This window comes from Roseibium aggregatum IAM 12614 (genome assembly GCF_000168975.1).
Classification (GTDB): Bacteria; Pseudomonadota; Alphaproteobacteria; order Rhizobiales; family Stappiaceae; genus Roseibium; species Roseibium aggregatum.
The window spans coordinates 85,192-105,363 of sequence record NZ_AAUW01000012.1; the positions used below are offsets into that span (position 1 = coordinate 85,192).

At 58.4% G+C, this 20,172-nt stretch carries 19 protein-coding genes and 1 pseudogene; 4 read left to right on the forward strand and 16 right to left on the reverse strand.

All coding sequences use genetic code 11. The features are described 5' to 3' along the window. The first annotated feature begins 236 nt into the window (after positions 1-236). The 3 genes from SIAM614_RS30660 to SIAM614_RS17020 all read left to right on the forward strand — a co-directional run bounded on the left by SIAM614_RS30660 (position 237) and on the right by SIAM614_RS17020 (position 2,445). Positions 237-1,529, forward strand: a complete 1,293-nt coding sequence (locus SIAM614_RS30660; RefSeq protein ID WP_006936401.1) for a DUF2778 domain-containing protein — start codon at positions 237-239, stop codon at positions 1,527-1,529. A gap of 164 nt (positions 1,530-1,693) precedes the next feature. Then, a complete protein-coding gene (locus tag SIAM614_RS32490) occupies positions 1,694-1,864 on the forward strand; it encodes a hypothetical protein (RefSeq protein WP_006936412.1) in 171 nt (56 codons plus the stop codon). A 47-nt stretch (positions 1,865-1,911) separates the two neighbouring features. Next, entirely contained in the window at positions 1,912-2,445 is a 534-nt protein-coding gene (locus SIAM614_RS17020; RefSeq protein WP_040440489.1) for an AAA family ATPase, read from the forward strand. Here SIAM614_RS17020 and SIAM614_RS17025 read toward each other — a convergent pair. The 6 genes from SIAM614_RS17025 to SIAM614_RS17050 form a co-directional block, all read right to left on the reverse strand. Beyond that, positions 2,442-3,461, reverse strand: coding sequence for an RluA family pseudouridine synthase (locus SIAM614_RS17025; RefSeq protein WP_040440524.1), 1,020 nt, complete (start codon positions 3,459-3,461; stop codon positions 2,442-2,444). The two genes, SIAM614_RS17020 and SIAM614_RS17025, sit on opposite strands and share 4 nt — an antisense overlap. Before the next feature lie 122 nt (positions 3,462-3,583). Continuing rightward, the gene (crcB, locus tag SIAM614_RS17030) at positions 3,584-3,967 is read right to left on the reverse strand and encodes a fluoride efflux transporter CrcB (protein WP_006936415.1); all 384 of its coding nucleotides are present in this window, start codon (positions 3,965-3,967) and stop codon (positions 3,584-3,586) included. Between the two features lie 147 nt (positions 3,968-4,114). Further along, positions 4,115-4,903, reverse strand: coding sequence for a sterol desaturase family protein (locus tag SIAM614_RS17035; RefSeq protein WP_006936416.1), 789 nt, complete (start codon positions 4,901-4,903; stop codon positions 4,115-4,117). A gap of 56 nt (positions 4,904-4,959) precedes the next feature. Beyond that, a complete protein-coding gene (locus SIAM614_RS17040) occupies positions 4,960-5,742 on the reverse strand; it encodes a sterol desaturase family protein (protein WP_157139920.1) in 783 nt (260 codons plus the stop codon). Continuing rightward, the gene (locus tag SIAM614_RS17045) at positions 5,739-6,524 is read right to left on the reverse strand and encodes a sterol desaturase family protein (RefSeq protein ID WP_006936418.1); all 786 of its coding nucleotides are present in this window, start codon (positions 6,522-6,524) and stop codon (positions 5,739-5,741) included. The genes SIAM614_RS17040 and SIAM614_RS17045 overlap by 4 nt, the downstream gene beginning before the upstream one ends. A gap of 102 nt (positions 6,525-6,626) precedes the next feature. Then, positions 6,627-9,017 carry a patatin-like protein gene (locus tag SIAM614_RS17050; protein WP_006936419.1) on the reverse strand — a complete coding sequence of 797 codons (2,391 nt, stop codon included), beginning with the start codon at positions 9,015-9,017 and terminating at the stop codon, positions 6,627-6,629. A 489-nt stretch (positions 9,018-9,506) separates the two neighbouring features. Here SIAM614_RS17050 and SIAM614_RS17055 point away from each other — a divergent pair. After that, a pseudogene (locus SIAM614_RS17055) lies at positions 9,507-10,167 on the forward strand (adenylate/guanylate cyclase domain-containing protein); the annotation flags it as partial. Between the two features lie 186 nt (positions 10,168-10,353). Here SIAM614_RS17055 and SIAM614_RS17060 read toward each other — a convergent pair. The 10 genes from SIAM614_RS17060 to secY all read right to left on the reverse strand — a co-directional run bounded on the left by SIAM614_RS17060 (position 10,354) and on the right by secY (position 20,160). Continuing rightward, positions 10,354-11,658, reverse strand: coding sequence for a replication-associated recombination protein A (locus SIAM614_RS17060; RefSeq protein WP_006936421.1), 1,305 nt, complete (start codon positions 11,656-11,658; stop codon positions 10,354-10,356). Positions 11,659-11,666: 8 nt separating this feature from the next. Further along, positions 11,667-13,118, reverse strand: coding sequence for a DegQ family serine endoprotease (locus SIAM614_RS17065; RefSeq protein WP_040440490.1), 1,452 nt, complete (start codon positions 13,116-13,118; stop codon positions 11,667-11,669). 127 nt (positions 13,119-13,245) lie between these two features. Beyond that, complete coding sequence (locus tag SIAM614_RS32760; RefSeq protein WP_006936423.1) at positions 13,246-14,406, reverse strand: methyl-accepting chemotaxis protein; 1,161 nt, start codon at positions 14,404-14,406, stop codon at positions 13,246-13,248. A gap of 150 nt (positions 14,407-14,556) precedes the next feature. Continuing rightward, complete coding sequence (locus tag SIAM614_RS32765; RefSeq protein ID WP_006936424.1) at positions 14,557-15,294, reverse strand: cache domain-containing protein; 738 nt, start codon at positions 15,292-15,294, stop codon at positions 14,557-14,559. Between the two features lie 312 nt (positions 15,295-15,606). Beyond that, positions 15,607-16,032: a 50S ribosomal protein L17 gene (gene rplQ / locus SIAM614_RS17080; protein WP_055654713.1), complete on the reverse strand. Its 426-nt coding sequence runs from the start codon at positions 16,030-16,032 to the stop codon at positions 15,607-15,609. An 81-nt stretch (positions 16,033-16,113) separates the two neighbouring features. Continuing rightward, positions 16,114-17,136 carry a DNA-directed RNA polymerase subunit alpha gene (locus SIAM614_RS17085; protein ID WP_006936426.1) on the reverse strand — a complete coding sequence of 341 codons (1,023 nt, stop codon included), beginning with the start codon at positions 17,134-17,136 and terminating at the stop codon, positions 16,114-16,116. A 90-nt stretch (positions 17,137-17,226) separates the two neighbouring features. Beyond that, complete coding sequence (gene rpsK, locus SIAM614_RS17090; protein ID WP_006936427.1) at positions 17,227-17,616, reverse strand: 30S ribosomal protein S11; 390 nt, start codon at positions 17,614-17,616, stop codon at positions 17,227-17,229. Between the two features lie 71 nt (positions 17,617-17,687). After that, positions 17,688-18,056 (reverse strand): 30S ribosomal protein S13, encoded by a 369-nt coding sequence (gene rpsM, locus SIAM614_RS17095; RefSeq protein WP_031268319.1) that lies wholly within the window; start codon positions 18,054-18,056, stop codon positions 17,688-17,690. Between the two features lie 179 nt (positions 18,057-18,235). Continuing rightward, the gene (locus tag SIAM614_RS17100; RefSeq protein ID WP_040440491.1) at positions 18,236-18,832 is read right to left on the reverse strand and encodes an adenylate kinase; all 597 of its coding nucleotides are present in this window, start codon (positions 18,830-18,832) and stop codon (positions 18,236-18,238) included. Beyond that, positions 18,829-20,160, reverse strand: a complete 1,332-nt coding sequence (gene secY, locus SIAM614_RS17105) for a preprotein translocase subunit SecY (protein WP_006936431.1) — start codon at positions 20,158-20,160, stop codon at positions 18,829-18,831. The genes SIAM614_RS17100 and secY overlap by 4 nt, the downstream gene beginning before the upstream one ends. Positions 20,161-20,172 lie beyond the last annotated feature (12 nt).

A 20,172-nucleotide genomic window follows, 5' to 3' on the forward strand; every position in this document is an offset into this window, starting at 1 on the left:
TTGACGTTCAATCTTTGGATATCGTTCAATTTGGAAAACTGCCCGAAAAATGCCTCTTTAAAGTGATTAGCGGTCTCATGGCCGTTTGCTCATTCATCGTAAAGATCTTGGTTACCATGATCGACGATACTGTAGCTGGCGGGTGGGCATGAACGTTTGGGGCAAGTTTGTCACCAAAGGATACGGATTTGGAACGCGGTCGAATATGGCCGGCGTAAAAGAGTGGTTTTGTCTGAATGCTTCAGAAGAAACAAAAGGCCGGCCTGAAGGGTCAAACAGCACCCCGGAAGACCAGCCGGACTTTTTACACGATCCTCGCGGGGGCAACTCTGGTGATATCCGGCCTGGCCGGAAGCGCCACCTATCTCGGAAGCTCGATCGCCCCATCCCATTTTGCCGCGAACAGCACGGTGCCAACAGATAAAATGACGCTTGCGCAGGCAGCCCCTGCCGCAGCTTCTTTAGGTCTGGCACCGACTGCGTTGACGCCGAAAAAGCAAGAAACCTTCAAAGCGGTGACCGCTCTGGCAGCGGAAAAGGCTGCCTCAGAGGCCGCGGCAATTGCCGAAAAGGCAGAGGCCGCCCTGAAGGCAGAAGCTGCAGGTCTTGAAGCCGAAGCAAAGAAGGCAGCCAAGGTTGCCCTTGCTGCCAAGCTCGCTCGGCTGAAGCTCACCCAAACGCTGCTGGCCCGCCAGGTAGCCGCCAACGAACCGACGAACGTCGCGGCGATTGATGAAACGGCACCTCAGGACGCTGCCCCCAATGTCGCGGTCGCAGCCTTGCAGGGCGTCGGCACCGCCGCTCAGGCAGAAACGAATGTCGAGGCGAAACCCGAACAGACAGCCGTGACTGTTGCCCTTGCAGCCGGCAATCCGGCCAAGCCGGGCGCCATTCTGCCACCAACTCCGGACATGAAACCCGAACCGCCGCGCCGCAGCGCGCCCGCGGTCGCCGAAAACCGCCCTGAAGGCAGGGACAAGCCTGAACAGTCATCGCCCGTTCTGGCCTATGCCACACCGGGCACCCCCGAAGAAGATGAAAACGGTGTGTTCGGCGGGTTGGGCAAGTTGTTCGGCAGCGCAAAGCCGGGGCTTCCCGGAGCAGGCAGCAAGATCGCCGTCTATGATATCAGCGCCGCAACTGTTCACATGCCGGACGGCACCAAGCTGGAGGCTCATTCCGGCATCGGCCACCGGATGGACAATCCGAAGTTTTCTCACGTGAAGATGCTCGGCCCGACGCCACCCAACATCTATACCTTGAGAATGCGCGAACGGCGTTTCCATGGTGTGGAGGCCATCCGCATGCTGCCGCAAGACCGCGCAGCCATGAAAGGCCGGGACGGCATGTTGACCCACACGCGCCTGCTGCGCCGGTCCATCGGTTCCCATGGCTGCGTGGCTTTCAAGGACTACAACAAGTTCCTGAATGCGTTCAAACGCGGCCACATCAAGACGCTGATCGTCGTGCCGTCGATGGAAAAGCTGCCGACCTACATGGCAAAACTTCAGCGAAGCACCGGCGCCTGACCTTGCAGGCATCCGCTGGATTGGCTATGCCCTTGAGACATTCCGTTTTCAGCCGAAAGCGGGATGTCTCTTCGTTTTGGAACCGCTTGTACAATCGTGTCTGACGGTGCCAGCCAGGCACCTGCCGAACCAGCATAGCGCGCCCTGCCCGTCCGGAGCTTTTCTTGACCAAGATCATCCTTCTGCTCCTGTTTCTGATTGCCGCGATCCAGGTGATCAAGCCGCTTGGCTGGCCGGGCCTCAGGAAGCGCTCGGATGCCTGGAAGCTGGTAGCAGGCGTCTTATGCGTCACATTTGTCTCGGTGATCCTGAGCGCGCTGTTTCAGGGCGTTTGAGAAACTCCCCCAAGACAGCAAACATCTGACAGCGAGCCTCCCTTCGAATGTTGCCACCAGACACCGCCCCCACTTTGCATCTGTTCTGCGGCAAGCCCGCCTCAGGCAAGTCGACCCTGGCAGACCGCTACGCCGAGCGTCCGGGCAGCATTCTCCTGCGCGAAGACCTCTGGCTGTCCGGTCTCTATGGCGACCAGATGTCCACCCTCGCCGATTTCGTCCGCTGCTCTTCACTGTTGAGAAAAACGATAACGCCACATGCCGTGGCGCTGCTTCAAAGTGGCCTGTCCGTCGTGCTGGACTTTCACGCCAATACGAAGGAAAGCCGGCAATGGATGCTGGCCATTGCCGAAAAGGCGCAATGCGGCCACCAACTTCATTATTTTGACGTACCGGATGAGGTCTGCAAGGCGAGGCTTCACCAGCGTAATCTTTCCGGCAAGCACGAGTTCTCGGTATCCGAAGCCGAGTTCGACCGGATCGCGAGCCATTTTCAGCCGCCTGCGGAAGATGAACCCCTCAATCTGAAGCTCCATACCGCAGGCGATCAGGCTTCTGGCAAAAATGAAGGCCGCTTTTAGCGCTTGTTGAGCGCGTCGTCCGGATCATCCACTTCCGGATCATAATCCGTTGCGTCAAACCCAAGCAGGTTCCAGGTCTGCTGCATGTGCGGCGGAAGCGGCGCCGATACATCAATCGTGCCGTGACCCGAAGGATGCGGGATAACGATGCGGCGTGCCAGCAGATGCAGGCGGTTCTGGATGCCGCCCGGCAGTTCCCAGTTCTCGATGTTGAAATACTTGTCGTCGCCGATGATCGGATGGCCGATATGGGCGGCATGGGCGCGAAGCTGATGCGTCCGGCCCGTTACCGGCTTCATCGTGACCCAGGAAAGCTTCTGACCGGATTTTTCGAAGACGGAATAGAGCGAGACCGCGTGCTGCGCCTCGTCTTCGCCCTGGCGGACGACCTGCATGCGCTCTTCGCCATCGTTCCGCGCAAGGAACGTGGAAATGCGGCCCTGGAAGGGCTTGGGAACGCCTGCAAGGATTGCCCAGTAGATCTTGCGGGTATTGCGATGGCGGAAGGCCTTGGTGAGCTCCTGCGCGGCCTGCCGCGTGCGCGCCACCAGAATGATGCCGGAGGTCTCACGGTCGAGACGGTGCACCAGACGCGGCTTGTTGCCCTTCCTGTCCGTGTAGGCGTCCAGCATGCCGTCCAGATGGCGCTTCAGGCCTGATCCGCCCTGAACAGCGAGACCGGCCGGCTTGTTCAGCACCATCACCTGGCTGTCCTCAAACAGCAGCATGTCTTCGATGGCCTTGCGATCATCGGCAATCAGCTTGGTGGACTTCGGCTTGGCGTTCTTCTTGTCGTCTGCCGGCAGCTCCACCCCGAGCGGCGGGATACGGATCATCTGCCCCTTGGCGATACGGGTATTGGTCTCGGCGCGCTTGCCATCGACACGGACCTGCCCGGTGCGCAGGAGTTTCTGCAGATGGCCGAAGCCAAGACCCGGGTAATGGGACTTGAACCAACGGTCGAGGCGCATGCCCGCCTCATCGGCGGTCACTTGTTTCTGTTCAATCGCGGACATGTTTTTCTCAAATTGGGCATCCGGCCTGCCGCCGAGACGCGCATCCATCGCCCCTGCATCAAGGCGGGGGGAAATTCGTTCCGCTGCGTATAGGCGGAATCGGCCGGAAAGGGAAGGAATTCTTAGGCAGCGACCTGACGCATCAGCATCAGACCGGCAAAAACCGCAAGAATGGACAAGACGACAGAGACGACCACGTAAATCAGCGCAAGATGCGTATCGCCACGCTCCCACAAAACGGAGGTGTCCAGCGAAAACGCGGAGAACGTCGTAAAGCCGCCAAGAAACCCGGTCGCCACGAAGTAGCGCAACGTCTGCAGGTCGGCGGTCTCGTTGCGCACCAGCCAGCCGATGAAAAGCCCCATGATCAGCGATCCGACAACATTCACCGTCAGGGTACCGACCGGAAAACCGGGACCAAAGAGCCTGAGTGTCACCAGAGACACGAGGTGCCGTCCCCCCGCGCCCAGACCGCCGCCCAGCATCACCAGAAGAAGATGTTTCAATCCAAAGCCCCGTTACTCATTCTTCCCGGCATGTCATCTAAAGGCGGGTACCGGTTGTTGCGGCCTCCCCCCGGGACCAGCACAAATGCCTGAATCATATGACCCCGCACTTACACCACTGCGCGTCCGGCGGGACCTGAAAACATCTTATTCGCCAGGAGCTGCCGGCTTTACGGCCGTTTTCTCACCCATTTGTTCGAACACCTTGACCTGCTCGTCATATTTCGGATCGATGGTGCCGCAGACACGATCCCAGAACGAGAAGAAATTGGCGAAGTTATAGCGGAACCGCGAGTGATGCTGGTCGTGAAAGGTTACGCAGACCATTGGCGAGGGCATGCGAGACATGGGCGATGCCCAGAACTCGAACCCGGAGTGGCCGATGGTGCCGTTGAAATGGTCCCAAAGCCTGTGAACGATCAGCACCGGGATCGGGATCGGCAGAAAGATCACCGCCCACAGGTAATAGCTCTGCATGACAAAGGCATCGACCAGGTCGTCGGAATAGGTGCTCCAGACCGTTGGCGCGACGGAGCGGTGATGCTCCGCATGAAAGCGGTACATCGCCTTGGTGTGCATGAACCGGTGGCCCCAGTAGAACCAGGTGTCGAAGGCCAGGATGGAAACGACGAACATCAGGATTGCCGACCACCAGGTCAGTTCCAGCGGAGCAACCAGCGTCCAGCCCTTCATCGACAGGAAAATGCCACCGGCAAGACAGCCTGCGGTCACGGTCAACGAATAGACGCTGGCCCGGATTTCCTTCCACATGCGCTTTTCACCGCGCCGGTTCTGCTGGATCCGCCGCTCCGGATGACGGTCCTGTATCTTCACCAGCACCCAGCCCGTGGCAAAATACAGGAACACGTTCACAGCGTAGCAAGCTGCGTAAATCGGCAGGAATTCGAGCAATATCGTCAGCGCCTGATCGAGCATATCTCTTCATATATCCAGTTGGTCGGTTGGCTGACACACGTCAGTACTGTGCGGGCTTACCCGGTTGCCTTGACTTTCGTTTCTTCCGAATCCGGAATTTCGCCGGTCTCTTCCATGGAACGCACCAGCACATCATACTTCGGATGCACCGTTCCGCAGATCCGGTCCCAGAACGAGAAGAAGTTACCGTAATTGTAGTGAAACTGCGAATGATGCAGATCATGGAACGTCGTGCAAATCAGCGGCGACGGGAATCGCGACGATTTCGAAGCAAAATATTCAAAGCCCGAATGGCCGACCATGCCTGAAATCTGGTCGAAAAGCCGCAGCGCAAACACACTCAGGGCAGGCACCGGCAGCACGAACCAGACCAGTAAATAGAAGAAATGCTCAATCAGCGTGTCCACCGTTGTCGAGCTGTCGTTGCTCCAGACCGTCGGAGCGATCGAGCGGTGATGCGGTACGTGGAACCTGTAGAGCGACGGCCAGTGCAGGACCCGGTGCCCCCAATAAAACCAGGCATCGAACAAGACGAAGCAGACGGCGAACATCAGCGGGAAAGACCACCAGCTCAGGTCCAGCGGTGCGACCAGCGTCCAGCCCTGGGTCTGTGCGAAATAACCCGACGACAGCAAGACGGAAGATGTCGCCAGCGCCTTCATGGAGGCCCGGATTTCCTCTGCCTGACGCTTCATGCCGTCGCGGTGTTTCTGGATCCGCCGATCAGGATGGCGGGAATTGATCGCGATCATGGTGAAGCCGGTCGCGAAATAAACCGACACCATCGCTGCATAGGTCAGCGCCAGAACGATGAGATAGTCGGCTAGAAGCCCCATCATGACTTTTCCTGCTTGCCGGTGCCGGCATAAATCGCCTCAAAGCCCTCTACCCGCTCGTCATATGTCGGATGGATGGTGCCGCAGAACCGGTCCCAGAATGAAAAGTAGTTGGCGTAATTGTAGACGAAATACTGGTGATGCTGGTCGTGATAGAGCGTGCACAGCAAGGGCCAGGGCTTGCGTGCGCTCGGGCTCGCGAAATGCTCATAGCCGCAATGGCCAATTGCCGCGGACACCTGATCGAACAGCCGGTGGCCCAGGAATACCAGCGGAGGAATGGGCACGAAAAACAGCACCAGCGCATAGTAGGAGTGGGCAAACAGCGTATCGACGCTGGAGCCCGCATCGTTGGACCAGACTGTCGGCGTCACCGTCATGTGGTGCGGTTTGTGGAACCGGTAGAACATCCTGGTGTGCAGGATCCGGTGTCCCCAATAGAACCAGGTATCATGCAGGACCAGGGAGATCACGAAGAACAGAGGCACAGACCACCAGGACAAGGCGACAGGATCGAACAGCGTCCAGCCACGCAGCTGGGCATAGAGGCCGATGGAAAGGCAGCAGCTCGTGATCGAAAGCTGGCGCATGGAGGACTTGATATCGCGCAGGGCGTCATGCGTCGGCTGACGCTTCTGGATCTTGCGGTCCGGATGACGCCGATTCATTGCCGTCATGATCAGACCGGTCGTGAACAGCACGATCAAGCTGGCGGCATAAAGCACCAGAAAGAAACCCAGAAATACCTCTGGACCGGTTCCAAATCGTTCGGCAATGAAAGTCATCAAGTCAAAATTCCACACGCAATTCCCTGGCCACTTTTGTGCGTAGCGAAAGAGCAGACCTCACGTCAAGGAATGACTTGCCAAATAATGACCGTCAGCCGGTCAAACCCTTGCCGCCACATGGGCGAAGTCGGGATAGATCGACCGGATCAAGTTATCGATCCGCTCTATTTCCTCAGGTATTTCAGAAAGTTTGCCGCGCTCTTCTTCCAGAACCGCCAGAAAGATCCGCGCTCGCGCCTGATTGACCTGCATCTGCGGCAAAGTGCCCTCGCCCGCCGCCGACAGCACGATGCTGACCAGCCTGTCGGCAGCATTGAGGCGGCCCCACAGATAGTCATGTTCCCGCCAACCCCGGTTGAAGAAGGCCCCAAAGGTATTCAGAGACTTGCCCTTGAGGTCGAACCCCTCCGTGTAAAGGCTGGCAGCGTCCGTTGGGCTGATCCGGTCGACCAGGATTTCCGTCACCTCGGAAAAGTCGTTCCGCTGCACACCGGAAAGGTTATCAGATCGAAAAACCCGAACCCGATATAGGTACCCATCAGGAGATATGGCGGCTTTTGTCGAGGAGATTGCGGGCCCTGTCGGCAAAAGCTCGTCGTGCAACCGGTCCAGGTCGGCAAGCCCCATCATTTGCGTCAGCGATGTCAGCATGGGCTGGACATGTTCGGCAGCTTCCGGACTGTCGGCCTCGACCGCACGCACGAAAGCCTCGGCCTGGTCCCTGCTGCGGCCACCGAAGAACCGGTCATTCCAGCGCCACCCCAGGTGGTCGATCTGCTCGTAGAGCATTCCCTTCATCTGATCGAGCGCCTCGAAATCGGGTGGCGGCAGACCAGAGCTGGAACGGTAGTGATAAAACCCGTTGAGTTTGCGGACCGCAAAGCGCAGTCGGCGTATCCGGTAATCGACATCAAGTCCGCGCAGCAAGGCAATCACGTGAGGATCGGAGCGGCCCAGAGCATCCTTGCTCTCGGCTGTCAAACGGCCGGTGTGACGAAAGATGAGCCCTAAAATTGCCTCTTCATGGTCCCGCGCGCACTCCAGTCCGCTGAGCCGCGCCGTCAGACCGGCCAGCCGCTCAGCCAGGGAATGCAGCTTCAGGGACTGATAGTTGAGAAAGGCGAACCCAGCCTGTTCGAAGGCGGCGACGGTTGCCTGCTTCCGGCAGTTTGACAGAATGTCCGGCGTTACGCGCCGCCGCCTGGGCAGGATGCGGGACACCGCCTTTTCGACCATCGGAACCGCGTCATCGATCAGTTGCGACAGCCAGCGGCTGCGCCGGTTGTTCTGTTCGAGCTCTTTCAGATCGTCGCCGATGGGCTCATTACGCGGAATATGGGCGAGCGAAGCCAGGATCACCCGGAAGAACCCGGGTAGTTCCGAAATGGTACTGTCCGTTTCCACCGGAACAACGGGAGAAGGATCCACGTAGATCAGCCGCCGGGCGACTTCACGCACCGCCGGCCGATCCTGAATAACGTTGATCACGGGCGCAAACGGCTTGTTCATCACAACGCTGCCGTCGACAAAACAATGCTGACCGGCCGTCTCGGCGGTCAGATTGAGCCCTCTTGCGAGAAACGGATCGCGGTTGGCCCACGTCATGTCGTGGTCTGCCAGCACCCGCTCCATTTCTGCAACCGTCGCAGGCGGAAACGCTCCCGGAAAGGAGGAGGTCGCGCGGGCCGCGAAAACAATCTCGGGAATGCTGTTGGCGTCGAACTGGCTCTCGATATGTCCGGGCATCCTGTGAGCTGCGTGGAAGTTCAGGATCCGCCGATGATCCCACTCCTCGACATAGTCCGGATCATCGAGATGAATGCGCCGCTTGATGCCGTTGTAATCGGTGATGGTGACAAACAGATCCAGCGTCTGCCCGCGCGGGATGAGGCTGCGGCCCGGCACCGCCCCATCCTCCATCTTCTTGCAGGCATCCAGCATCCAGCTAATGAAACGTTCGCCTGAAAAAGGCGGTGTGAACCATCGCGCCTGCATGAAGATCCGCAGCTTTTCGCGCGTTTCCGCGCTTTCGATCTGCTTCATCAACCGGGTGGATATAAGCTGGTCCAAAACGGGTGAAATGGAAATCTTCAGATAGCGGGACAGGCCCACCTGCGGCCGGGCCAGGCGCGTGACGTCGGCATTTTCCAGCCACATCTCGCTGTGGCTGTCGAGCGGCAGATCGTGGGTGATGGCCCGCGCCAGCATGATGCCGTTGACGCCGCCAGCAGACGCCCCTGCAATTGCATCAACCACCACGCGGATATCGGCAACGGACGACAACAGATCGAGCAGATCCTTGTAGGCGCTTTGAACCGGAGGCAGTTCCTGATCCAGCGCGTCCTGTGTCGACCCATTCGATTTACGGTCGAGGCGGCAGCTTGACGCCCGTACGAGATTGAGGATCTCCCGGCTGACACCATGCATATAGATGGCAAGCGAAACGCCGCCATAAAACACCAGCGCCAATCTGAGTTCGATTTCCTTCATGAGGTCACCGCGGGGATCATCTGAAAAAGACCTAGCAGAAAAGAATGGCTACATCCTTTATGCGGCCGTGCTTTCCATACGCCAATCAAGACATGGCGAAACTATGCTCCGGCCCGATCACTTCTGTGCAAACATAATTTGACACGCAAGCCTCCCGGGAAGCTTGCGCTGTGCAACCGGCAACACTTTTCCCCTGCCCGCCCTTTATATTCCGCTAAGATAGTCCACGGATCCGAGTGTGATTCTCAAAAGATCAGCGCTATAAACCTGTCAATCTGACCCGATCTTTCGACGCGGAATAAAATGGCCAAGAGTGTAGATAAAACTGCCCAAAACTCCGATGATTCCGGGCAAGCCGACAAGACAGCCTCCCTGCAATCCCTGCAGGAAGAAAACGACTATCTGCGCTCCGAACTGGAAGATCTTCGATTGCTCTATGAGGCCACCATCGAGCATGGCGAAGCGGTCGAGGACCAGCTCGCGGACCAGTCCAACAAGCTTGAAGCTCTGTCCCGTCAGCTCGCCAAATACCTGTCTCCACAGGTATACCAGTCGATTTTCGATGGACGTCAGGAAGTCAAGATTGCGTCCACGCGCAAAAAGCTGACGGTTTTCTTCTCCGATATTGCCGATTTCACCGAAACGGCGGACCGGCTTGAGTCGGAAGAACTCACGGCAATCCTGAACCAGTATCTGACGGAGATGTCGAATATCGCCCTGCGCTACGGGGCAACCATCGACAAATACGTCGGCGACGCCATCCTGATCTTTTTCGGCGATCCGGAAACACGCGGCGTCACCGAGGATGCGCTTGCCTGTGTGCGCATGGCCATCGACATGCAGGAGCGGATGAAGGCTCTGCAGGGCGCCTGGCAGGAGGCCGGCATTTCCAAACCCATGAAGTGCCGAATGGGCATCCACACGGACTATTGCACCGTGGGCAACTTCGGCAGCGAAGACCGGCTGGACTACACCATCATCGGCCGCGGTGTGAACACGGCGTCCCGACTGGAAAGCCTTGCCACGCCAGGCTCGATCCTGATCTCCTTCGAAACCTATTCCCAGGTGAAGGATCAGATCAAATGTGCGGAAAACGGCGAAGTAAACGTCAAGGGCATCGCCTATCCGGTCACCACCTACGAAGTGATCGGCCTGAAGGAACCCGCGCACATCAAGGGTGAGCTGGAGCTGGATCAGGTGTCACGCCAGTTGGAGAAGATTTCCGACACGATGGCGCCGGAAGACCGGGAAAAACTGATTGCCGCCTTGAAGAGCGCGCTCGACCGCCTGACATCCATCGAAACCGCCTGAGGCTTCGCTCTCCCGGCCGGCAGCCTCAGCCGCGTTCCTTGCGCCGCTTGTCCCAGAACTCCAGACGCTTTCTCAATTCCCGCTCAAAGCCTCTCTGCGGCGGATCGTAATAAGTCTTTCGGCCCATCTGCTCCGGGAAATAGTCCTGCCCGGAAAAGCCATCGGGCGCGTCGTGATCATATTGATAGCCGTCGCCGTAACCTTCCTGCTTCATCAGCTTGGTGGGTGCGTTGAGGATATGCTTGGGCGGCAACAGTGAACCGCTGGATTTTGCGTCCCGCATCGCAGCCTTGTAGGCCACATAGGCGCCGTTCGATTTCGGGGCGGTTGCGAGATAAATCACCGACTGCGCAAGCGCCAGCTCTCCTTCCGGAGACCCGAGCATCTGATAGGCATCGCGGGCCGCATTGGCCTGTACAAGCGCATTGGGATCGGCAAGACCGATATCCTCGACAGCCATGCGGATCAGACGGCGCGCCAGATAGAGCGGATCTTCTCCGCCGTCCAGCATCCGGCAGAACCAATAGAGCGCGGCATCGGGATCCGAACCGCGGACGGACTTGTGCAGCGCGGAGATCAGATTGTAGTGCCCGTCGGCACTCTTGTCGTAAATCGGCGCCCGCCTCTGGACGATTTCCTGAAGGCGTTCGGCATCGAAGACTTCGTCCTGGCCAGCAGCGCGCCAGACATCCTCAGCCAGGGTCAATGAAGAGCGGCCGTCGCCATCGGCCATGCGGATCAGCACCCGGCGCGCGTCCTCATCGAGCGGCAATTTGCGCTCTTCCAGTTCCTCTGCCCTGGCCAGAAGTTTTTCGATTGCCTCAGCCGATAGCGAGTGAAACGTCATCACGTGCGATCGGGACAAGAGCGCCGCGTTGAGTTCGAAAGACGGATTTTCCGTGGTCGCACCGACCAGCGTGATCGTGCCGTCCTCCATCACAGGCAGAAAGCTGTCCTGCTGCGCCCGGTTGAACCGATGAATCTCGTCGACGAAGAGCAGCGTTGCCCGGCCGCTCATGCGACGGGCCCGCGCCGCTTCAAACACCTTCTTCAGATCCGCAACGCCGGAAAAGATCGCGGAGATCTGCTCGAACGCGAGGTCCGTTTCGTTGGCAAGCAACCGCGCAATGGTCGTCTTGCCGGTGCCGGGAGGACCCCAGAAGATCAATGAGCCGAGCGTCCGCGTCTTGAGCATCCGCGACAGCGTGCCCTCCGGTCCGAGCAGGTGATCCTGCCCCACCACATCGGCCAATCTGGTCGGGCGCATCCGGTCCGCCAGCGGCCGCGGACCGGACTGGCTCAATCCGGAAGCTTCAAACAGATCGCTCACACCGACACCTAACCGCGCAGAATGATCTGCGAGACCTTGCCGTCCCGCTCGATATCGATCTGCCACAAACGCGGCGGCTTCCGGGTGACGTCCTCCAGCATCTGTGTGCTCTCGATTGCCTTCTGGTTGATACCGCGGATGATGTCGCCTGGACGAAGCCCCACACGGTCCGCCGTGCTGCCGCGTTTCACGTCGGCGATCGCAACACCGTCGAAAAGGCCTTCAAGGCCGAGTTCTTCCGAAACGGCCGGCGAAAGGTTCATCACCGTCGCCCCTTCGAAAGGCGAATATTCGACAAGTTCACGCGTGTCCCGCGGAACGGTTTCCGGCGCGGGTTTCAGGGCGACTGTCAGATGTTTTTCCTCGCCACTCCGAAGGACCACGAAGTCGGTCTCTTCCCCGATCATCTTTGTCGCGAACCGATAGCCGAAGGAATTGGGATCAGTCACTTCCTTTCCGTCGACAGCAATCACCAGATCGCTGACGCGAAGCCCTGCCTCATAGGCGGGTGAGCCTTCGAAAACGGCTGTCACCAGCACACCTTGTGGCCGCTTGAGAGACAGTGCTTCGGCGATTTCGGCATTCACCAACTGCACGGTCGCGCCCAGCCAGGGCCGCTGAACCTTGCCGCCATGGTCAGCGGCCTGAGCAACAAAGCGCGCCATATGGGCCGGGATGGCAAAGCCGATGCCGTTGGACCCGCCGGAGCGTGAATAGATGGCCGAGTTGATGCCAACCAGCTTGCCGGTCATGTCGACGAGCGCTCCGCCGGAGTTGCCCGGGTTGATCGCCGCATCGGTCTGGATGAAGAACTGAAAGTCCGTGACACCGACCTGGGTTCGGGCCGTGGCGGAGACGATGCCCTGAGTCACCGTCTGGCCGACACCGAACGGGTTGCCGATGGCAAGCACGATGTCGCCCACTTCCAGACTGTCGGAATCCGCAAAGTCGATGCTCTCGAAAGGACCGTCCCCGCGGATCTTCAGAACCGCCAGGTCTGTCCGCTCATCCATGAGGACGATGTCGGCGTCGAATTCGCGCCTGTCGTTCAAGGCAACACGAACGTCATCCGCATCCTTGATCACATGGTGGTTGGTGATGACCGTGCCGTCAGAAGAAATGATGACACCGGATCCGAGGGAGGATTCCACCCGCTGGCGCGGCCTGTCGTTGCCGCCTGGCTGACCGAAGAACCTGCGGAAGAACGGATCGTCCATGAAAGGCGACACCTGCCGTCGCTGCACCACCTTCCGGCTGGCGTAAACGTTGACCACCGCCGGCGCGACCTTTTTCACGATGGGTGCAAAGGACAGTTTGATCTGCGCATCGCTTTGCGGAACCAGACGCAGATCGGCCGGAGACGGCTGCACGGACTGGGCAAGCGCGGCAGACATACCAATCAGGCCGGCCAGAGCGGCAAGGACTACGGGACGCGTAATGCTGGTCAGAACCAGGCGCATGGCGGGAGCCTCTTTTTCGAATCTTCTGATACCCATCGCGATACATGGCAGATAGGGAGGAAAAGAGGCAAATACAAAAGGGCCGCCGGATTTCCGGCGGCCCCTTTTTCAGTCGGTAAAGCTTGCTTTAAGCCGAACGGACCTGCGCGAGGAAGCTGCGCACCTCGTGATCGAGTTCTTCTGCCTTCGACGCCATGTCCGCAGCTTCTTCGGAGAAGGTCTGTGCAGCCATGTTGGTGTCGTTGGACAGCGAGGAAACATTGCGGATGTCCTCGGTCACCTTGGAGGTTCCACCGGCCGCCCGCTGGGTGTTTTCCGCGATGCCCTGCGTCGCGTAGCTCTGCTCGGTGACAGCAGCGGCGACTTCGCTCACCGATTTGGTGATCTCGTCGATCGTTTTCTGAATGTCACCGATAGCATCGACCGCATCGTCGGTCGCGCCACGGATGGCATCGATTTGCTGCTGGATTTCACCGGTCGCCTTGCCGGTCTGGGACGCAAGGTCCTTGACCTCGGAGGCAACCACCGCAAAGCCCTTGCCCGCCTCACCCGCACGTGCGGCTTCGATCGTGGCATTGAGCGCCAGAAGGTTGGTCTGGTCGGCAATGTCGGAAATCAGTGTTACGACTTCGCCAATCCGGTTGGCAGCCTCCGCAAGGGAGCGGACAGTGTCGTTGGTCGTTTCCGCGCGCTTGGTCGCTTCGGCGGCAACGCTGGAGGATCGCTCGATCAGGGTCGAGATTTCCTGGATCGAGCTGGACAACTGATCGGAGGCGGCTGCAATCGATTCCACTTCCGCCAGGGTTTCCTCGGACATGGTTGCCGCATTGGCGGAAGTCTCGCCGGCAATATCGGTCATGTTCCGCATCTTGTTGGCGGATTCACGCAGGCTTGCAGCCGTGTGCGCAACCTTGTCGACAACAGTGCCCACGGTCGCTTCGAAGTCACCGGCAAGGCTTGCCAGCATCTCCTGACGCTGTTCGGCCTGACGCCGCGCATCGTCGGCTTCCTCTGCAGCACGGCGTTCGTTCTCCTCAGCCGCATTCTGACGGATCTGCAGTACGGCCCGGCCGATGTCGCCGATTTCGTCCTTGCGGTTCGCAGCCTTGATCTCCGCACCGAGGTTCCCCGAAGCAATCTCGTTGAGTGCTCCAACGAGCGTGGTCAGCGGACGGGTGATCGACTGGGAGAAGAACAGCGCGATGACGGCAGCAACGGCAATCGTTGCCAGCGACCAGAGGAACATCTGGTCCCGCATGCGGGTGACGGCAGACAGCGTTTCTTCCACGCTCTTTTCCGCAACGATCGCCCAGTTCTGCCCCTGGAAAGCAAGCGGACGGCAACGACCAGATCGTCAACTCCGTCAGCACCCTGCACGATGCCGGCGGCTTCCGTGCCGGCCGCAGCTTCAATCGCCGGCCCAGTCGAAACTGTGTGCTCAGTGCCGTGGGCGCACCGGCAAGCGCATGTCGCTCAGCACGACGCCGTCCTGGTTGATCACATAGACCTGGCCGGTTTCACCCAGATCGTCCCGGTTCGCCACGACTTCGCTCAGGAAATCGGAATCGATCCGCATGACGGCAATACCGCTCAGGCTGATGGTCCCGAAGGAATTCATGAAAACAGGCGAAGCCAGGAACAGGGAGCCATCTCCGCCCGCTGGCGCATAGGGTGCAAACACACTGGCCGCGATCTCGCCTTCACCCAGGTTCTTGGCGGCGTTGAAAACAGTCTCAAGCCCGGTGCCTTCAGCAACACTGCCTTCGCCGATCTTGGACAGGAACTCGTCGCCCTTGGTCACGGAATAAAGAACGAGACCGGCGTTATCGATCAGATAGAGATCGGCAAAGCCGCCGTTCTTCCAGACATTGTAGAAGGCCGGGTGCGCTTCAGTGTGGCGCCAGGCGTACATCGTCTTCTGTTCCTTGCCTGTCACCGAGGCACGCTCTTCAGGTGTCTGCGGCGCCTGGAACAGCGCGAGAATTTCTTCCTTTTCCTTGGCAAGGTTCATCGTCGCATTGCCAAGATTGCTCAACGGATCGGAGACGCTGGAGGCCAAATTGACGATCTGGGATTCAGCGGCGTGCAAACGGGACTGCAGGAGCGCATTGCGTGCTGTAATGACCATGCCGAGTTCGGCTTCCGCCGCTTGCTGCAATCCATCACGACCGGTCATGTAACCAATAACGCCCACAGCAGCACAAGCTGCTACTGTAATCACGATCATCAGAGCCGGAATAACAAAAGAAAGTCTAAGAGAAGGCGACCTTTTCTTAGAAACGGAATTCGTGTTCGCTGTCACAGTAGTTCTCCCCAGCCACTCCCACTAGTCCAGGAGTCATGGGGGGAGCCTAGGCAGTTTTCCTTAAATCATTGATAATCGCGATCTCATTATTCGAAATGAAATCGTCAATTTTGACAATCGTTTGACCAACAAAAAAGGCGGGCATTTCTGCCCGCCTTCGTGATTTGCCGAACAGGCAACTTTTTACGCTGCGTTTTCAGCCGCTTCTTCAGCTTCCACGCGAGCGCGGTCTTCAGCACCGCGTGCTTCCGGGTCACGGTCGACCAGCTCGATGACAGCCATCGGAGCGTTGTCGCCATAGCGGAAACCGGCTTTCAGAACGCGGGAATAGCCGCCGCTGCGGTCCTTGTAACGCTCGCCGAGCGTTTCGAACAGCTTGGCAACCATTGCCGCATCGCGAATCTGCGAAATGGCCTGGCGGCGTGCATGCAGGTCACCGCGCTTGCCCAGGGTGATGAGCTTGTCGATGATCGGCTTCATTTCTTTAGCCTTCGGCAGGGTCGTCACGATCTGTTCGTGCTTGATCAGCGACGCTGCCATGTTCGCGAACATAGCCTTACGGTGGCTAGAGGTCCGGTTGAGCTTGCGGCCGGATTTACCGTGGCGCATGGCCCTCTCCTTTTTCTTTCAGGCAGTCAGTTCTTCTGGTTGAACTCTTGCCCGGTTGATCCTCACAGGACGCGTGCGCCCTTAGTACTGATGGTCTTCGTAGCGCTTGGCGAGATCATCGATGTTCTCAGGCGGCCAGTTGGCGACTTCCATGCCGAGATGGAGACCCATCTGGGCGAGAACTTCCTTGATTTCGTTCAGCGACTTGCGGCCGAAATTCGGAGTCCGCAGCATTTCCGCTTCGGTCTTCTGAATGAGATCGCCAATATACACGATATTGTCGTTCTTCAGGCAGTTTGCAGACCGCACAGACAGTTCCAGCTCGTCGACCTTCTTCAGAAGCGCAGGGTTGAAAGCCAGTTCCGGGACACTGTCCTCGGCGACTTCACGCTGCGGCTCTTCGAAGTTGACGAAGATGGAGAGCTGATCCTGCAGAATGCGTGCAGCGAATGCCACGGCGTCTTCCGGCTTGACGGAACCATCGGTTTCGACAGTCAGGGTCAGCTTGTCATAGTCAAGAACCTGGCCTTCACGGGTGTTTTCCACCTTGTAGGAGACCTTCTTGACCGGAGAGTAGAGGCTGTCGACCGGGATCAGGCCAATCGGCGCATCTTCCGGACGATTCCGATCCGAAGAATGATAGCCCTTGCCGGTGTTGACGGTGAATTCCATGCGGATTTCAGCGCCTTCATCCAGCGTGCAGAGCACCAGTTCCGGATTGAGAACCTCGACATCGCCAACAGTCTGGATGTCGCCGGCGGTGACAACACCAGGTCCCTGCTTACGCACAACCATGCGCTTGGGGCCTTCGCCTTCCATACGGATGGCGATTTCCTTGATATTCAGCACGATGTCGGTGACATCTTCCCGGACACCCGGGATCGACGAGAACTCATGCAGAACGCCATCGATCTGAACGGCGGTCACGGCGGCACCCTGCAGAGAAGACAGCAGGATACGGCGCAGCGCGTTGCCAAGGGTCAGACCGTAGCCACGCTCGAGCGGCTCGGCAACGACAGTTGCCAAGAAGCGCGGATCTTCACCCGGCTTGATCTCGAGTTTGGTCGGCTTGATCAGTTCTTGCCAGTTTTTTTGAATGGTCACGTTTTCGTCCCTTCGGCTATCCCGCCCGGCGGATCAACGCCAGGCCATTCTTTGCCATTTGGAGAAACAAGTACCTAAAGCTGGGAAGCCTTAGACGCGGCGACGCTTGCGCGGACGGCAGCCGTTGTGCGGAATCGGCGTCACGTCACGGATGGACGTGATCAGGAAACCGGCAGCCTGCAGGGCGCGCAAAGCAGATTCACGACCGGAACCCGGACCGCGCACTTCCACTTCGAGGGTGCGCATGCCGTGCTCGGCAGCTTTTTTCGCAGCGTCTTCCGCAGCAACCTGGGCAGCATACGGAGTGGACTTACGGGAACCTTTGAAACCGAGAGCACCAGCGGACGACCAGGAGATCGCGTTGCCCTGTGCGTCGGTGATCGTGATCATGGTGTTATTGAACGTGGAGTTCACATGCGCAACGCCAGAAGAGATGTTCTTGCGTTCGCGGCGACGCACGCGCGTCGTGTCTTTAGCCATTCTCTTATCCTTGTTTTGATCTCGTCACTGCCGTAATGCCGGCAGCTCCACCACCAATCCAGGCAGGGTAATTATTTCTTCTTACCTGCGATCGGTTTAGCCGGACCCTTGCGGGTACGTGCGTTCGTGTGCGTCCGCTGACCGCGAACCGGCAGGCCGCGACGGTGACGCAGGCCGCGGTAGCAGCCAAGGTCCATCAGACGCTTGATGTTCATTGCGGTCTCACGACGCAGGTCACCTTCAACGAGGTAATCCCGGTCGATGGTTTCGCGGATGGACAGGACTTCTGCGTCAGAAAGCTCGTTCACACGGCGGGCAGCATCGATGTTGTTCTTCTCGATGATTTCCTGGGCGAATTTCGCGCCAATGCCGTGAATATACTGAAGCGCAATGACTACGCGCTTGTTCGTCGGGATGTTAACGCCAGCAATACGTGCCACGTTCGTCTCCATGATTACGCGACGAGACCATGGTCTTGCCGCAGGTTATAATGCCCGCGTCCGGTGGAGTCCGGCCCTTGCGGGTACGAAAATGCCGGGGTAGCCCCGGCACAGAGAATGCCGGCCCCACTTACATGGAACCGGCTTAACTGTAAGGTAGAGCGGGTCGTTTAACGGCTCTAAACCTTTTCGTCAAGTCCTTGAAGTACGGAATCTATTGAAGCCGTTACTTCATCAATGGACTGCATGCCGTCGATCACGGAAAGAAGACCTGTCTTCTCGTAATACGGCACAACAACTGCGGTATCGCGGTTATAGGCTTCAAGACGTTGCTTGAAGACTTCCGGGTCATCGTCCTTGCGCACCGGCTGGCCGGCAGCCTGTGCATCCGCGGCACGTTTGATGATCCGGTCGACCAATTTGGACTGGTCGACACGCAGTTCCAGCACAGCGTTCAGTTTGAGGCTGTTTGCTTCCAGCATCTCATCAAGCGCTTCGGCCTGCGCCAGCGTGCGCGGAAAACCGTCGAGAATGAAACCGTTCTTGGCATCTTCTTCGGCGATACGGTCGCGAATAATACCGACGACGATCTCGTCAGAGACAAGTCCGCCAGCGTCCATCACTTCCTTGGCTTTGAGGCCTACCGGGGTCTTGGCGGCCACTGCAGCCCGCAACATGTCTCCGGTGGAGAGTTGCGGTATCTCGTATTTTGCAACGAGATGTGCGGCTTGTGTCCCCTTCCCCGCTCCTGGCGGTCCAACCAGAATAAGCCTCATCGACGCCTCCCACTCAATTTCGCTTTTTTCACCAGACCCTCATATTGATGCGCAAGCAAGTGCCCCTGGATCTGTGACACGGTATCCATCGTCACGCTTACGACAATCAACAAAGAGGTGCCACCGAAATAGAACGGAACGCCAGTCGCCGAAATAAGGAATTCGGGTAATAGACAAACGACGGTGATGTAGATGGCACCGACCACCGTAATGCGCGTCAGAACGTAGTCGATATACTGCGCGGTGCGCTCGCCGGGACGAATACCCGGGATGAACCCGCCATGTTTCTTCAGGTTGTCAGCCGTATCGCTCGGGTTGAACACGATCGCGGTGTAGAAGAAGCAGAAGAACACGATCATCGCTGCGTAGAACACCATGAACAGCGGCTGGCCGTGACCAAGCGCCGCAGTGATATACGTCAGCCATTCGTTCCCCGAACCCTGGCTGAAGCCGCCGATGGTGGCAGGAACCAGCAGCAGGGAGGACGCGAAGATCGGCGGAATCACACCGGCAGTGTTGAGCTTGAGCGGCAAGAACGAGGTGTTGCCTTCGAACATGCGGTTGCCCATCTGGCGCTTCGGATACTGAATCAGCAGCCTGCGCTGAGCCCGTTCCATGAACACGATCAGTGCGATCACAACGACAGCCAGAATCAGGATACCGAGAATCAGAACGGTCGACATCGAACCCTGGCGGCCGAGTTCAAGCACGTTGACCAGCGCGACCGGCAGACCGGCGACAATTCCGGCAAAGATGATCAGCGAAATACCGTTACCGATACCGCGCGATGTGATCTGCTCACCGAGCCACATCAGGAACATGGTACCGCCAACCAGCGTCAGAACAGTTGATGCGCGGAAGAACCAGCCCGGATCGGCAACCACATTGGCGGCTCCCTCCAGACCGACTGCAATACCGTAAGCCTGGAAAGCAGCCAGGATAACAGTGCCGTAGCGCGTGTACTGGTTGATGACTTTGCGGCCCTGCTCGCCTTCCTTCTTGAGCTGCTCGAGTGACGGCACGACGGTCGTCATGAGCTGCATGATAATGGAGGCGGAAATATACGGCATGATGCCGAGAGCGAAGATCGCCATGCGCTCGACAGCACCGCCGGCAAACATGTTGAACATGCCGATGATGCCGGACTGGGCCTGGTTAAAGGCCTGCGCAAAGGCGTCCGGATTGATGCCGGGCAAGGGAATGTAAGTGCCCAGTCGATAAACCAAAAGCGCCCCCAGTGTGAACCAGATGCGCTTTTTGAGTTCTTCAGCCTTGGCGAAAGCTGAGAAATTGAGATTTGACGCCAGTTGCTCGGCGGCCGATGCCATGCCCTACTCCGG

Excerpts from the sequence above, each read along its gene's own strand:
- SIAM614_RS30660 (WP_006936401.1), top strand. The coding sequence starts at position 237 with ATGCTTCAGAAGAAACAAAAGGCCGGCCTGAAGGGTCAAACAGCACCC.
- SIAM614_RS17020 (WP_040440489.1), top strand. The coding sequence starts at position 1,912 with ATGTTGCCACCAGACACCGCCCCCACTTTGCATCTGTTCTGCGGCAAG.
- SIAM614_RS17025 (WP_040440524.1), bottom strand. The coding sequence starts at position 3,461 with ATGTCCGCGATTGAACAGAAACAAGTGACCGCCGATGAGGCGGGCATG.
- SIAM614_RS17035 (WP_006936416.1), bottom strand. The coding sequence starts at position 4,903 with ATGCTCGATCAGGCGCTGACGATATTGCTCGAATTCCTGCCGATTTAC.
- SIAM614_RS17040 (WP_157139920.1), bottom strand. The coding sequence starts at position 5,742 with ATGATGGGGCTTCTAGCCGACTATCTCATCGTTCTGGCGCTGACCTAT.
- SIAM614_RS17045 (WP_006936418.1), bottom strand. The coding sequence starts at position 6,524 with ATGACTTTCATTGCCGAACGATTTGGAACCGGTCCAGAGGTATTTCTG.
- SIAM614_RS17050 (WP_006936419.1), bottom strand. The coding sequence starts at position 9,017 with ATGAAGGAAATCGAACTCAGATTGGCGCTGGTGTTTTATGGCGGCGTT.
- SIAM614_RS17065 (WP_040440490.1), bottom strand. The coding sequence starts at position 13,118 with ATGCGCCTGGTTCTGACCAGCATTACGCGTCCCGTAGTCCTTGCCGCT.
- SIAM614_RS32765 (WP_006936424.1), bottom strand. The coding sequence starts at position 15,294 with ATGACCGGTCGTGATGGATTGCAGCAAGCGGCGGAAGCCGAACTCGGC.
- rplQ (WP_055654713.1), bottom strand. The coding sequence starts at position 16,032 with ATGCGCCACGGTAAATCCGGCCGCAAGCTCAACCGGACCTCTAGCCAC.
- rpsK (WP_006936427.1), bottom strand. The coding sequence starts at position 17,616 with ATGGCTAAAGACACGACGCGCGTGCGTCGCCGCGAACGCAAGAACATC.
- SIAM614_RS17100 (WP_040440491.1), bottom strand. The coding sequence starts at position 18,832 with ATGAGGCTTATTCTGGTTGGACCGCCAGGAGCGGGGAAGGGGACACAA.
- secY (WP_006936431.1), bottom strand. The coding sequence starts at position 20,160 with ATGGCATCGGCCGCCGAGCAACTGGCGTCAAATCTCAATTTCTCAGCT.